We start from the raw sequence: 14,005 nt of genomic DNA, 5'->3' as shown, positions 1-14,005 counted from the left end.
CCATCCGAAAAGGGAAGAATCAATCGATGAAGTCGCTCGAAATCAGGCGCGCTTCTACATCTCTCGCACGGGCGGTAGCCCTTATCTCCTGCGCGTCTCTTGTGGCGCAGATGGTGACTCCGGCACTGGCGCAGAATCCCCAGGGTGCGGTCCCCAGCGCACCTGCTTCGCAGAATGCACCAGCCAGCCAACCAGCGAACTCGACCGTCACTGTCCCCTTCGATCTTTTTTTGAAAAGGTCCCGGAATCCCTTTGATTCCTATCGAGGAAAGACCGTTCCTCCAACCAATATGGCCAATTCGGCCCAACTCAATTCGATGATTCGCGACGGAAAGATTTACCTTACGCTGCGCGATGCCATTGACCTAGCGCTTGATGACAATCTCGACATGGTGATCGCCCGTTATAACCTGCCGATCGCACAGATGGATGTCCTGCGTACAGCCGCAGGCGGATTGGCGCGCGGTGTGAATACCGGCGTTGTTTCGGGGACGCCGGGAGGAGCTGGTGTCAGTACCGGCGCTGGCGCTGGCACTGGGGGCGGAGCCGGAGGCACTACGGGCGGCGCCGGCGGAGCAGGTGCCGGTGCGGGTGGTCTCGTGCAGTCGGCACTTGGAGTTGGTACTAACGTTTCGAGCTACGATCCGTTCATATCTGTAACATCGGATGTAGATCACACAACTCAGTTGCTGGCGAACCGGATTGTCTATGGCGTGCCTTTGATTCACCTGAATACCATCACTGCAAATTTCTCCTATTCGCAGGCATTTCCGACTGGCGGAAGCATTCAGGCGACGTGGAACAACAACCGCCAATCAACGAACAGCCCCAACAATACTTTCAACCCTCAGTTCACGTCTGTTGCAGAAATCTATGCGCAACAGCCGCTTCTGGCAGGTTTTGGGTTCGGCCCGAATCTTCGCTATCTGCGCATTGCCAAGAACACCAACAAAGTAACGGACATTGCCTTTCGTGCCCAGGTGATTGCGACAGTTACCCAGATATGCAATCTCTACTGGAATCTGGTAGCGGCCTACGATACCGAGCAGGTCAATGAGCGATCGGTTGCTTTCGCCCAGCAGACGCTGGACAAGAGCCGCAAACAGTTCGAACTGCAGGCCATCCCTGAGATGGATGTGCTCAAGGCCCAGGGGGATGTGGCTACTCGCAAACAGGACTTGACCGTCGCCCGCACGAATCTGGAGCAGCAAGAGCTTTACATGAAGAACGCCATCACGCGTAGTCTCGACGATCCGGTCCTTGAAGATATGCCGGTGATTCCCACGGACCACATCGCGGCCGACACGGTAGAGACGAATGAGAGTGTGCAGGATCTGATCGCCGAAGCGCTCAAGGAACGGCCTGAAGTGCAGGAGTCGGCTATTCAGTTGCGAAGCAGTGAGCTGAGCCGCAAGACCGCGCGCAACAACCTGCTGCCTTCGCTAAATGTATACGGCTTTCTGAGTGGTACCGGACTATCCGGGCCTCTGAATCCTAGCCTGAGCTCAACTGCGGGATATACCACCCCCGGTACTGGTTTTCCCGGGGCGTGGCAAGATGCGTTTAATTACTCGTCTCCCGAGTATCAAGTTGGCTTTCAGCTTGGCATTCCGATTCGTAACCGCATCGCGAAGGCCGACCAGTATCGCACCGAGCTCGAGTATCGGCAGTCACAACTCTATCTGGAAGAGCAAAAGAAGAGCGTGCGCATCGAAGTGCGCAATGCCCGTTTCGCTCTGGAGCAGGGAGCCAGCCGCGTAGAGGCAGCTCGTGAAGCACGTGACCTGGCGCAAAAGACGCTCGATATCTATCAAAAAGAGCAACAGTTGGGAGCCGGTTCCAACCAGCAGACACTCTCGGCGGAACACGACCTTGCAGTTGCGGAAAATGCGCTGGTTACGGCGGAGACCGACTACGCGAAGGCTCGCGTCGAGATGCTCCGCGCAACAGGGACAACACTCGAAGCCTATGGTATCTCCATCGAAGAGGCCAAGAGAGCTAACTCGACTCCGGCCCCTACAAACCCGGCTGCTCCCGGCCCAACTGGACAGTAGCAGATGCGGGCTGAAACACTGGCGATAAATATGGCAAGCGGTAACAGAACGAGTGACGGAATCGAAAAGCCCTATAAGCTTCTCATCGCCGACGATCAGCCTCAAATCCTTGAGGCTCTTCGTCTGCTGCTCAAACCGGAGGGCTACCAACTGGAGATGGTGCGCACTCCCGCTCTGCTGCTCGAAGCTCTCATTCATGAGAGCTTCGACGGCGTTCTCATTGACCTGAATTACACGCGGGATACCACCTCCGGTCAGGAGGGTATGGATCTTGTCGTTCGCATCAAGGAGATTGATCCGCAGCTGCCCGTTGTCGTCATGACTGCCTGGGGCAACATCGATCTCGCAGTGGAAGCGATGCGCCGTGGCGCCAGTGATTTTATTCAGAAGCCGTGGGAGAATCATCGTCTGCTCAGTATTCTGCGGACCCAGATGGAGTTGCATCGCAGCCAGCGACGCACGCAGTGGCTGGAAGCGGAAAATCGCATTCTACGCGCGCCTGGCGCTCCGGAGTTCATTGCGACTGCAGAATCGATGCGCCAGGTGCTGGATACGATGTCGCGCGTTGGTCCTTCGGATGCCAACGTGCTCATTACCGGCGAGCACGGGACGGGCAAAGAGGTGATTGCACAGTTGCTTCATCGCCTTTCGGCGCGTGCACCGCGGATGCTGGTCGCAGTGAATACCGGCGCACTGCCGGAAGGCACCTTCGAGAGCGAACTCTTTGGCCACGTCAAAGGCGCGTTTACCGACGCCCGCACCGACCGCATCGGGCGCTTCGAACTAGCCAATGGCGGCACGCTTTTCCTCGACGAAATTGCCAACATTCCCATCCGGCAACAGGCAAAGATTCTACGTGTGCTTGAGACCGGCGAACTGGAGCGTGTCGGATCTTCGCGAACGCAGCAGGTGGATGTCCGCATCCTTTCGGCGACCAACGCCAATCTTCGCCAGGATAGTGCGGAAGGGCGCTTTCGCGAGGATTTGCTCTTTCGCCTGAATACGGTTGAGATATGTCTGCCTCCGCTGCGAGACCGTCGCGAAGATATCCCCGCGCTTGCAGGCCATTTCCTTGCCCGCCATGCCACTCGATATCGCCGCGCCATTCATGGCATCGAACCAGCGGCTTTGCAATTGATGCTGCAGTATGCGTGGCCCGGGAATGTCCGTGAGCTCGACCACACCATCGAGCGGGCCGTGCTGATGGCTCGCGGCGAGCGTATTGACGCTCCCGATCTTGCATTGCACACGCCGCGCGTCGCAGGTGCGCAGACGATGGACGACATGAGCCTTGAGGCAGTCGAGGCAATTCTGATTCGCAAAGCGCTAGCGCGTGCCGGTGGTAATGTGAGCCAGGCCGCCGAAGCGCTCGGACTCAGTCGTGGGGCGCTTTATCGGCGTATCGAAAAATATGGTCTATAACGACCCTCCGGCCTATCAGGAACTCGACGACCATCTGCCAATCGCGTCGTCCGCCACGCAGCGCAAGCGGCTTCCTTTAAGCCGTTCGCGGCAACGGCTCAGCTTTGAGCGGCGGCTTCGCCTTTGGCTTTACCTGATGGGCATTCCGAACCTCGGCCTGATTGCTCTTGAGTTGAATGAGCACCATGTCGATGCGTCGATCCAATGGATCGCTCTACCGACCATTGTGATTGCCTGGCTGTTCGTCGTCTCGCTTTTGCTGGAGCACATTATTCGCCCCTTGCAGACGCTAGCGAACGTGATCGCAGCATTGCGCGAAAACGATTATTCGTTCCGTGCTCGAGGCGGGCGGCGTAACGATGCGATGGGTGATCTGGCGCTGGAAATCAATGCCCTGGCTGGCATGTTGCAGGCACAGCGAGTAGGTGCAATGGAAGCCATGGCACTGGTTGAGCGCGTGATGAAGTCTATGCAGTCACCGGTGCTGGCATTCGATCCGGATGGAAGACTCAAGCTCCTGAATGCAGCAGCTGAACGAGCTTTTAACCTTCGGCCTCCCGTAGGCGAAGGCCGACCCGCCGCAAAACAGAACTCGAGCAAGCACGACCTCGACCGGTTGCTGCGCGCGCAAGACAACGATCTTCTCTCTTTGTCGAACTCGCAGCAGTCGGCGCGCTGGGTCGTCAAGCGTACGAGCTTTCGATTGCGGGGCGTTCCTCACGCGCTCTTTGTACTCTCCGATGTCAGCGAAGCTTTGCGCGAGGAGGAGCGGCTTGCGTGGGAGAGGCTCATTCGCGTGCTTGGGCATGAAATCAATAATTCGCTGACACCGATTAAATCGATTGCGGGGAGCCTGCGCAGCCGTTTGACGGGGGGGGGGGATAACTCTGACGTGGATGACGATTTCGCACGCGGGCTTGAGGTGATTGAGGATCGCGCGGAGTCGTTGAACAGATTTCTGCAAGCATATCGCGAACTGATGGGACTGCCGGCACCAAGGCTCGAATCTGTCTCGCTGGCCTCGATTGTCAGACGTGTGGCTAAGCTTGAAACGCGCCTCGTTGTAGGTGTTCGGGGTACCTCGGATGTGTCTTTGCTGGCCGATCCCGATCAGCTTGCGCAGGCGCTCATCAATCTTGTTCGCAATGCTGCCGAGGCGTCGCTCAGCCCCGACGCGAGTATGATGACCGGCAATCGCAATGGTGCCAGCTCCGAGACATCGCAAGCTGCGCCTTGCGTGGAAATAAGCTGGGAGATAGGCCAGGACGAGGCCGTGATCACGATTCTCGATAATGGACCGGGCTTGACCAATGCCAGTAATCTATTTGTTCCGTTTTACACGACAAAGCCAGATGGTACAGGCATCGGTCTTGTACTTGCGCAACAGATAGCTCTGGCCCACTCCGGTTCGGTGCAACTGATCAATCGGACGGATACTCATGGATGCAAGGCCTGTTTTCGTCTTCCTCTCTTCACTGCCATCCGTTCCGACATCTAAAAGTCATTCGTGTGGTATTGTCACATATTTCCTGTGGTATACGCACAGGAAATATGTCATACTCGTGTGGTCAAAGCACAGGAGCGATGGATGACGGAATCCAAGTTGGATTTACTCCAGGGAACGCTGGACCTGATGGTTCTGCAAACACTTTCTGTGATGGGGTCGCAGCATGGGTATGGTATCGCCCGTCGCATTGAGCAGATCAGCGATGATGCGGTCTTGCTGAATCAGGGAACCATCTACGCATCGCTTGTCCGGCTTCAGCACCGGGGATGGATTGCCGCCGAATGGGGCGTTTCTGACAACAATCGTAAAGCCAAGTTTTACTCGATCACGCGCGCGGGAAAAAAGCAGTTGGCCAAAGACGCGGCCTACTGGCAGCGGCTCTCTGATTTAATGGGCCGCGTGCTCACCATGGAAGCTGAAGGCGGTGACCGGTGATCGATCAACGCTCGGGTGATCAACCAAAGTCACTGCCTGCTTCAATTCGCCGCGCATTCAATCGCTTCCGTGCGTTCTTCCTCAAAAGACCGCTCGACTGCGATCTGAATGAAGAGTTGGAAGCCCACCTGGGCTTTGCGATCGAGGAAAACGTACGCCGCGGCATGTCCGCGGAAGAGGCACGCCGCCAGGCGATGATCCGTTTTGGAGGAGTTATGCAAGCAAAAGAACTTCAGCGCGAAGCCCGTGGCCTGCCCGGCCTCGACATTCTTATGCAGGATTTGATCTTCACGCTTCGCACTCTTCGGCGCGAGCACTCGTTTACAATCATTGCCGTATTAATTCTTGCTCTTGGTATCGGAGCGAACATCGCGGTCTTCAGTGTGGTCAACACCATATTGCTGCGCCCTCTTCCATTTCGCGACCCGCAGCAGTTGCTTTGGATGGCGCCTGCTGCGAGCAAATGCGGCTTTTCGTGCGAGACCTACACGGCGGATGCGTATGAGGAGTTTAGTGAGCAGAATCATGCGTTTCAGAATGTCGCGGGTTACTTCGCATTTTCGTCGAGCGACAATGTGAAACTCACTGGTCATGGTCAGCCCAAGCCCGCAACCAGCATCATGGTAACCGGCAACTTCTTTCAGATGCTCGGTATCGAGCCGACAATGGGCAGACTCTTTGAGGAAGACGAAACCCGCATCGGTGCGCGGCCCGTCACGCTGCTTTCCAATGCCTTCTGGCGCAGTCAGTATGCAGCGGACCCATCGATTGTAGGAAAAGCGATCGACATGGACGGAACGCCTGTAACTGTCGTCGGAGTATTGCCGGAGAATTTCGATTTCGGTTCCGTGTTTTCTCCTGGCGCGAAAGTCGATCTTTTTACTCCGGTGATTCTGGATCAAATACGCCCATGGGGCAATACGCTCGCGCTCGTGGGCCGTATCAAGCCTTCAGTGACCGTGGCGCAGGCGCAGGCGGATGCAAACATTGTCACGCCGCGTTTGTACTTCAGCCCCAAGTATCCCGAATCGCTTGGTGCGTACAAAGATCGCCCGATGAAGCTCATGACTCTGAAGGAGTATGTCAGCGGCAAACTGCGGCCTCCGCTGATCGTGCTATGGTGCGCCGTGGGCGCGATCCTCTTGATCGTATGTGTGAACCTTGCGAATCTGATGTTGGCGCGTGCGGCTACTCGCACCAAGGAGTTTGCCCTGCGGCTGGCTCTCGGAGCTGGGCGCATTCGACTGCTTCGTCAGTTGCTTACAGAGAGCATGGTGCTTTCGGGCGCTGGTGCGGTGCTGGGCCTGGCTCTCGCGTTCGGAATTACATATTTCCTGGCGCATCAAGGTTCTATCGCGCTGCCTATGCTGAACAGCGTGCGTGTAGATGGCGCAGTGCTCGCCTGGACAGTCGGCATAGCAGTCTTCGCGGCGGTCTTGTTCGGCAGTGTCCCTGGGCTCAAGGTCTCACGGAACAATGTGCAGGAGGCGCTTAAGGACTCAGGTCCGGGTGTGAGCGAAGGTACCAAGCACGAAAGAATGCGATCGCTTTTGGTGATCTCGGAGGTCGCACTGGCATGTGTCCTGCTGGTGGGAGCGGGCCTGCTGCTGCGCAGTTTTCTGCGCGTGCTCGACGTCGATTTAGGCTTTGAGCCAAGCCATGCTGCAGCGATCAAAGTGGACTACGACGGTAGCACTCCCGAGAAAGTGAGCGTCATATTTCAGCAGATACTTGCTGAAGTGGGTGCGATTCCTGGAGTTGAACGGGCGGGAATCGTGGATTACCTACCATTGGAACGCAATCGAAGCTGGGGGAGCCCGCAGATTAAGGGAAAGCACTATGCTCCCGGTGAACTTCCCGGAGCCTTCGTCTACATGATTACACCCGGTTACTTCCAGGCAATGGGTATGCGCCTTCACGGCAGGGATTTTACCTGGGCCGACGACCCAAAAGGCGAGCAAGTCATCGTTGTCAATCAGACTGTGGCACGAGCGCTGTTTCCAAATCAGGATGCGATTGGGCGTATGGTCTTCATGAATGGCATGGATCTCCGCATTGTCGGCGTCATTGATGATGTACACGAGGCCAATGTCGAAGGAAAGCCCGGTTGGCAGGTGTATTTCTCTTCCTTGCAACAAAAGCCGGTCGGCGCGGAACTTGTGGTGCGCACGAAGCTGCCGCCGGAGACTCTCGCCGCAAGTGTGATGACTAAGCTGCGACAACTGAATCCCAATCAGCCCGCTGCTGAATTTCGAATGATTCAGACCATCGTCGACCACGCTGTCTCACCACGAAGATTCTTCGTTCTGCTGGTCGTCTCTTTCGCAGTTTTCGGCGTGATTCTTGCCGCGCTTGGCATCTACGGCGTTATCTCGTACTCGGTCACGCAACGTACTCAGGAGATCGGCATTCGCATGGCTCTTGGAGCATCCGTTGGCCGTGTACAGCTTGGAGTTGTTGGCAAGACAATCCGCCTGGCGCTAATCGGCATCGCGGCTGGCACCGCAGCTTCAGTTGGAGTAGCCAAAGGCATCGCCGCGCTGCTCTTTGGTACAGCTCCCACGGATCCCGCGACTTTCGGAGGAATGATTCTTGTGTTAGGACTGGTGGCTTTGATCGCGGGTTATCTACCGGCGCGAAGAGCGTCGCGCATCGACCCGATGGTTGCCCTTCGCAATAACTAACAACCAGGGATGGGGTTGCCACGGCGGCGAGCGTCATTGCTGGCTCTGTCTTAATTTTCTCTTCGCTTCACGGAACAAAACATCTCTCACGGGCGTATCTCGATCATCTCGGAGTGCGCCCATGACAATCCTGCAGCAAGACCTCGCCTACACCTTCCGGCGGATATCGCGGTCGCCGGGATTTGCCATAGCGGTTATCGTATCCATCGGTCTTGGCATCGCAGCCAACGCCACGATCTTTTCCATGGTCAGCCGGTTCGTTCTTCGCCCCGCGCCGGTCGGAGATCCCTCATCGCTGCTCACCTTGCATACCCTGCATGATGGCGACCGGTGCTGCAACAACTTCCCTGAGCCGCTTTTCAAAGATGTCCGCGACCAGGCCCGGTCATTCTCAGGAGTCGCTGCTTACAACGAGTTAGTGCCTGCGTCGATTGGCGGGAACGGCGAGCCAGAACGCGTTTGGGGACAGGCTACGTCGGCAAATTTCTTCGATGTGCTGCAGATTCCGATGACGCTTGGCCGAGGCTTTGTGCGCGAGGAAGAGGATCGTCAGGTCATCGTGCTGAGCTATCGCCTCTGGCAGCAGCGCTTTGCCTCAGACCCTGCAATTGCAGGCAAGCCGGTAACACTCTCAGGCCGTCCGTACACCGTCGTTGGCGTTGCGCCAGTGGGATTTCGCGGAATTGATCTGATTCTCGATTCCGAGTTTTGGGTGCCGCTCGGTCATGTCACCGACCTCGTCCCTAATTTGTCTGACCGTGCCTTGCGTAACATGCATTGGCTGCAAGTAATTGCGAGACTCAAGCCCGGAGTGAGCCGAACGCAAGCCGCTGCGGAACTCGACACACTTGCTCGGCGCTTGGCTGTTGCTTATCCTGCGACGGACAAGGGCAACAACTTCCGCTTTGAGCAGGCAGGCTCGTTGCCGCCTCGCGACAAGTCCTCGGTGCTGCTCTTTCTGACGACACTCTGCGTCGTTGTGCTCCTTGTGCTTTGCATAGCGTGCGCCAATGTGGCCAATCTTCTGCTTGCACAGACTGTCGGCCGCCAACGGGAGATGGCGGTGCGGCTCGCTCTTGGAGCAATGCGGGTGCGCATACTTCGGCAGATGATCCTCGAATCCGTGCTTCTCGCTCTCGGTGGCGGAGTACTTGGCATCGTGCTTTCGCTCTGGGCTACTCAGGCGCTTTCGAGATTCCGGCTTCCCGCACCGGTGCCGCTCGATCTTACTTTGAGCGTGGATTGGCGCGTCCTCGCCTATACGTTCGCGCTCAGTGTTGGCGCTGGTTTTCTCTTCGGAGTTATCCCGGCGTGGGCAGCCTCTCGTCCTCTGCTTTCGAACGCGCTGAAGGGGGAGGATCCCTTTGCTCGCCCGGGCGGACGATTTCCATTGCGCAATGTGCTCATTGTTATTCAGATCGCCATGTGCGTGGTTCTTCTGAGTGCTACTGGCCTCTTTCTGCGCAGCCTGCAACAAGCTGCGAGCATCGATATTGGCTTTCGTTCCAGTGGAATAGTCAGCGTATCTGTTGATCCGCGCTTGAACGGCTACTCCCCAGAGCGGACCGTGCAGTTTCTCAACCAGATCCGCGAGAAGATCGCGTCCCAGCCGGGAGTCACATCCGCGGTCGTCACGGATACTGTCCCGCTCACAGGAGGCGGCCGACGTGATGGCTTCCATGCTGTGGTCAAGCCCAAATCTGATTCGGCAGATTCACAAGGCGCCCCGATTGTGGAGTTGTACATGATCACACCTGGCTATTTTGAGACCATGGGCATACCTCGCCTCGCTGGACGCGATTTCACCAACGAAGCTGAGACGGCTGGCCTCAGGTCCGCCATCGTCAACCAGGCCTTTGCGCAAAAGATATTTGGGTCTGAGAATCCGATCGGTCAGAGCGTGTCTGGCGGTGGTATTACTTATCAAATTATCGGCGTGGTGGGTAACATCAAGTCGCGCACGCTGGGTGAAGAAACTCGGCCTGTTCTATTCCGCTCTCTGGATCAAACCGTTGCTTACGATCCAGCCTTCATGGGGTACTGTATCCTCGTTCGTTCCGAAGGCAATCCAGCGCAGATTGTGAACGTCGTGCGCAGTCAGATTCGCGCTCTTGATCCGGGCATCGCCGTCTATAACATCCAAACCATCCAGGAGCATCTGCGCGATGCATTCTTTCTGCCTCGTCTTGCGGCCACACTTTTTGGAGTCTTCGGCGCGATCGGATTGATTCTTGCAACCGTCGGTCTATACGGAGTCATCAGCTATTCCGTCGGTCGCCGTACTCGCGAAATCGGCATACGCATGGCGCTGGGCGCGCAGGCCGCACAGGTTCAGCAACTGATCCTTCGTCAGGGTATGTTGCTCGCTGCGATTGCCGTAGTCATTGGATTGCCTGCGGCCTTTGCCCTCTCAAAGCTATTTACGAGTGTTCTCTATGGCATTCGGAGCAATGATCCTGTCACGTTCACTCTCGTACCGCTGTTCCTTGCCATGGTTGCGCTATTTGCGTGCTGGCTTCCGGCGCGCCGCGCAGCAAGAGTCAATCCGCAGATCGTTTTGAGGTGTGAATGATGTGGAGTTCTACTCTGCGCGAAGAGCCTCCACTGGATTCACAGAAGCCGCGCGGCGCGCAGGAATATAGCTAGCGAGCATCGCGCTTACCCCGAGCACGGCGCCCACCGAAGCCAGTGTCGCCGTATCCCATGCAGCGGTGCCAAATAGCAGCTTACGCATGAGCGTCGCAGTGCCGACGGAAGAAACCAATCCCAGGCCAATACCTGCAAACGTCAGGCGACCGGCTTCGCGCATGACGAGCCGGTAGACAGAGCTGCGCTGCGCTCCGAGAGCCATGCGTACGCCGATCTCTCGTGTCCGCTGGCTCACGGAGTAGGCGATCACGCCATACAGGCCGACCACGCTCAGCACAAGCGCCAGCGCAGCGAATCCACTTACCAGCCATGCCGATGAGCGGTGGATGTACGCTGACTGCGAGTCCTCGACGAGTTGCTCCATCGTTGACTCGAAGGCGGTCCCAATTCCGGGATCAATCGAGCGAACTGCGCGCACCAACTGCGGTAGCAACGATGTCTCGGACTGCGATGTTCTGACCACGACTGAAAAAGCATTGTCGGTATCCTGGTTGATTGGGTAGTAGACTGCGGGCCAGATTGGTGACTCCAGCGATCCCTCGTGAATATCGTCCACGACGCCCACAATCTCTTTCAATGAATCCGGCGCCAGTGTAACTCCGCCAATCTTCTTTCCAATTGGATCTTCGCCAGGAAAGTACTGCCGCGCCAGCGATTCGTTGATGATGACAACCTTTGGCCTGCTCGCGTCTTCCGCATCCGTGAAGTAACGGCCGCTGAGGAGCTTCGCATGCAGTACTTTGAAGAAATCAGCACTCACGTCACGCAGGTTTACTTCGTTGTGCTCGCCATTGTATGGCTTGCCCACAAAACGTATCCAGTCTGTATTGCAGTTGCATGTAACCGGCAGCACACTCGTGATCCCCGCGGATTCCACTCCAGGCAAAGCCGAGACGCGCCGAACAACTTCCCGGCCAAGTCGCACCAACTGTTCGTCTTTTGGATAGAGAGCCTGCGGCGCCATAACCTCTATGGTCGCGAGGTGACTTACCTCAAAGTTCACATCTACATGAAGCAGCCGATAAAGACTCTTGCCGAGCAGTCCTGCGCTTACCAGCAGGATGACGGCAATGGTGAGTTCCAGTACGACAAGGTTGGCGCCAAAGTGACGCCAAAGGGTTCCCGATGCGCCGCGTCTTCCATCCGTGAGTCCCTCACGATCTCCATGAAGCGCTACGCGTAGCATCGGAATGACGGTAAGCAATATCACCACAAGAAAAGCCACACCCGCACTGAAGAGAAGTACGTCGCGATTAAGTTTGAGCCCGACCAGATACGGCATGTTGAGCAGCATTGCCTTCGGGATAAGTCCCAGCAGCGATTGCATCGCGCCATCGGACAAGCCAATCCCAAGGACGCAACCTATGAGAACCAGCACCATTCCTTCCGTTACGAACTGCCGCGCAAGCCGCAATCGCGAAGCTCCCAGCGCTCCGCGAACCGCGATTTCACGTCTCCGGCTCTCTGAGCGCACCAGCAGCAGGCTGGCCACGTTCACACACGCGATCATCAGCAGCAAACCCGCGCCTGTGAGCAGCATCAACAAAATCGGGCGAATGTCGCCAACAATCACGTCCGCAAGGGGCTCAACGGTTGCACCCTGTCCGCGATTTGTATCTGGATATTGTCGTTCGAGCTGTGCCGCAATTGCTTTCATCTCTGCCAGCGCGCTGCTGATCGAGACTCCATCCTTTAGCCTGGCGATGCCGTAAAGGGAGTGACACCCTCGATTCAGATCGCATCCCTTCTTGCCTTGAAATGGGGTGTAGAACTCAGCGGCTCCGTGCGGTGCAAATTGAAATTTCTCAGGCAGTACACCGATTACCGTAGTTGGAACTCCACTTAGATTGATTGTCTGACCGACAATGTCCTGCCGGGAGGAAAAGCGTAGCTTCCAGGCCGAATAAGTCAGAAGCACTGTGGGCGCCACGCCCGGCAGATCTTCTCCTGCATAGAAGTCGCGTCCGAGAAGTGGCTTTACCCCCAGAGTGCGAAAGAACCCGTCGCTGACGCGGGCGCCAGCGACGGGTTCCGCGCCGGAGGATGTGCCTAACATATAGCCATTCCTGTTATACACATCGAACGAACTGAAGACGGTGTTAAGCTTCTTCCAATCCAGATAGTCCGGATAAGACAGATTTGCCCGCGGAAAAAGCTTCACTCGTTCCGTAACCGCGACAAGCTTCGTGGGATCGCGATAGGGAAGCGGTTTCAGTAAAGCCGCATCCACAAAGGCAAAGATCGCTGCGCTCGCGCCAATTCCAAGCGCCAACATCAGGATCGCGGTAATAGCAAACCCGGGACTCCGCCGCAGTTGGCGCAGTGCAAACCGGAGATCCCGGAGTAAATCATCCATCATGGGAAGAGTGCTCCTTTCGCGATAGCTCTGCCGCGCCCGTTCGATGCCTCCCAGTTTCAAGATGGCCTCGCGGCGCGCCTGTCCAGGGGGCATTCCAAGGCGGACATTGTCATCGATATGCAGTTGCAGATGGCAATCAATCTCGTCTGCAAAGCTACGCTGTCGACGTTCTCCACCAAAGATTCCGGAGACGCGCAGAAGAAACGCCCTGACTTGTCTGAAAGGCTTCATGACTGCTCCTCAACGGGGGTAAGGAACCGGTCCAGAATGGCAGTTGTCTGCTGCCAGTTCTTCGCTTCCTTTTCCAGTTGCTTGCGTCCGGCACGGGTGAGTTTGTAGAACTTGGCTTTGCGATTGTTTTCGGAGACTCCCCACTCCGATGTGATCCAGCCTTCCTGTTCCAGCTTCAGCAGCGCAGGGTAGAGCGTGCCGTAATTCAAGGTCAGCAGGTTTCCGCTTGTCTGCTCGATCCGCCGCGCTATTCCGTAGCCGTGCTGCGGCCCCATCATTTCAATTGTTTTTAAGACCATTAATGCCAGCGTTCCCTGCCAGACGTCTGCCCGTTCTCCCATATGTGTCTCCCGAAACATTCCTATGAGAAACCCATAGGAATGCTGTCACAAATTCCTATGGGAAGGCAATAGGAATTACGACGGTGAGTGACGTTTTGTTCTCAGCAGCTCTTCTTCAGTCGAGATTTGCTGGGACTTCAGATGTTCCGGATTGGGAAATTGTTCTGGGAACTGCTCAGAAGCGCACAGAACTCGATACCTGAGAAATGCAAGTCTGAGACGAGAGAGAAAATGCGAGATTTGAATGGTCGAGGAAGTTCCGGGGTATCTGTGAGGCGGCGGTTGATTCTCGTGCCTGCCAAATCTTCGACCGAGCCGTCCAT

Annotated in this window: 8 protein-coding genes; 6 read left to right on the top strand and 2 right to left on the bottom strand. The window is 56.5% G+C overall.

All coding sequences use genetic code 11. The features are described 5' to 3' along the window. The first annotated feature begins 26 nt into the window (after positions 1–26). The 6 genes from OHL23_RS15195 to OHL23_RS15170 all read left to right on the top strand — a co-directional run bounded on the left by OHL23_RS15195 (position 27) and on the right by OHL23_RS15170 (position 10,674). Positions 27–2,054: a TolC family protein gene (locus tag OHL23_RS15195; RefSeq protein WP_263352759.1), complete on the top strand. Its 2,028-nt coding sequence runs from the start codon at positions 27–29 to the stop codon at positions 2,052–2,054. Between the two features lie 30 nt (positions 2,055–2,084). Next, a complete protein-coding gene (locus tag OHL23_RS15190) occupies positions 2,085–3,476 on the top strand; it encodes a sigma-54-dependent transcriptional regulator (RefSeq protein ID WP_263352758.1) in 1,392 nt (463 codons plus the stop codon). Next, positions 3,436–4,974, top strand: coding sequence for a sensor histidine kinase (locus OHL23_RS15185; protein WP_263352757.1), 1,539 nt, complete (start codon positions 3,436–3,438; stop codon positions 4,972–4,974). The genes OHL23_RS15190 and OHL23_RS15185 overlap by 41 nt, the downstream gene beginning before the upstream one ends. A 90-nt stretch (positions 4,975–5,064) precedes the next feature. Beyond that, positions 5,065–5,418, top strand: a complete 354-nt coding sequence (locus tag OHL23_RS15180; RefSeq protein WP_263352756.1) for a PadR family transcriptional regulator — start codon at positions 5,065–5,067, stop codon at positions 5,416–5,418. Further along, positions 5,415–8,102 carry an ABC transporter permease gene (locus tag OHL23_RS15175; protein WP_263352755.1) on the top strand — a complete coding sequence of 896 codons (2,688 nt, stop codon included), beginning with the start codon at positions 5,415–5,417 and terminating at the stop codon, positions 8,100–8,102. The genes OHL23_RS15180 and OHL23_RS15175 overlap by 4 nt, the downstream gene beginning before the upstream one ends. 121 nt (positions 8,103–8,223) lie before the next feature. Then, entirely contained in the window at positions 8,224–10,674 is a 2,451-nt protein-coding gene (locus OHL23_RS15170; RefSeq protein ID WP_263352754.1) for an ABC transporter permease, read from the top strand. Positions 10,675–10,683: 9 nt separating this feature from the next. Here OHL23_RS15170 and OHL23_RS15165 read toward each other — a convergent pair whose 3' ends face one another. Both OHL23_RS15165 and OHL23_RS15160 read right to left on the bottom strand, forming a co-directional pair. Further along, positions 10,684–13,341 carry an ABC transporter permease gene (locus OHL23_RS15165; protein WP_263352753.1) on the bottom strand — a complete coding sequence of 886 codons (2,658 nt, stop codon included), beginning with the start codon at positions 13,339–13,341 and terminating at the stop codon, positions 10,684–10,686. Next, positions 13,338–13,682: a PadR family transcriptional regulator gene (locus OHL23_RS15160; protein WP_263352752.1), complete on the bottom strand. Its 345-nt coding sequence runs from the start codon at positions 13,680–13,682 to the stop codon at positions 13,338–13,340. Before OHL23_RS15160 ends, OHL23_RS15165 begins: the two co-directional genes overlap by 4 nt. Between the last annotated feature and the right edge of the window lie 323 nt (positions 13,683–14,005).

The organism is Acidicapsa acidisoli (assembly GCF_025685625.1).
GTDB lineage: Bacteria > Acidobacteriota > Terriglobia > Terriglobales > Acidobacteriaceae > Acidicapsa > Acidicapsa acidisoli.
This window is presented reverse-complemented; position numbering and strand designations above follow the sequence as displayed.

Coding starts and splice junctions, on each gene's coding strand:
- OHL23_RS15180 (WP_263352756.1), top strand. CDS start 5,065: ATGACGGAATCCAAGTTGGATTTACTCCAGGGAACGCTGGACCTGATG.
- OHL23_RS15170 (WP_263352754.1), top strand. CDS start 8,224: ATGACAATCCTGCAGCAAGACCTCGCCTACACCTTCCGGCGGATATCG.
- OHL23_RS15160 (WP_263352752.1), bottom strand. CDS start 13,682: ATGGGAGAACGGGCAGACGTCTGGCAGGGAACGCTGGCATTAATGGTC.
- OHL23_RS15165 (WP_263352753.1), bottom strand. CDS start 13,341: ATGAAGCCTTTCAGACAAGTCAGGGCGTTTCTTCTGCGCGTCTCCGGA.
- OHL23_RS15190 (WP_263352758.1), top strand. CDS start 2,085: ATGGCAAGCGGTAACAGAACGAGTGACGGAATCGAAAAGCCCTATAAG.
- OHL23_RS15195 (WP_263352759.1), top strand. CDS start 27: ATGAAGTCGCTCGAAATCAGGCGCGCTTCTACATCTCTCGCACGGGCG.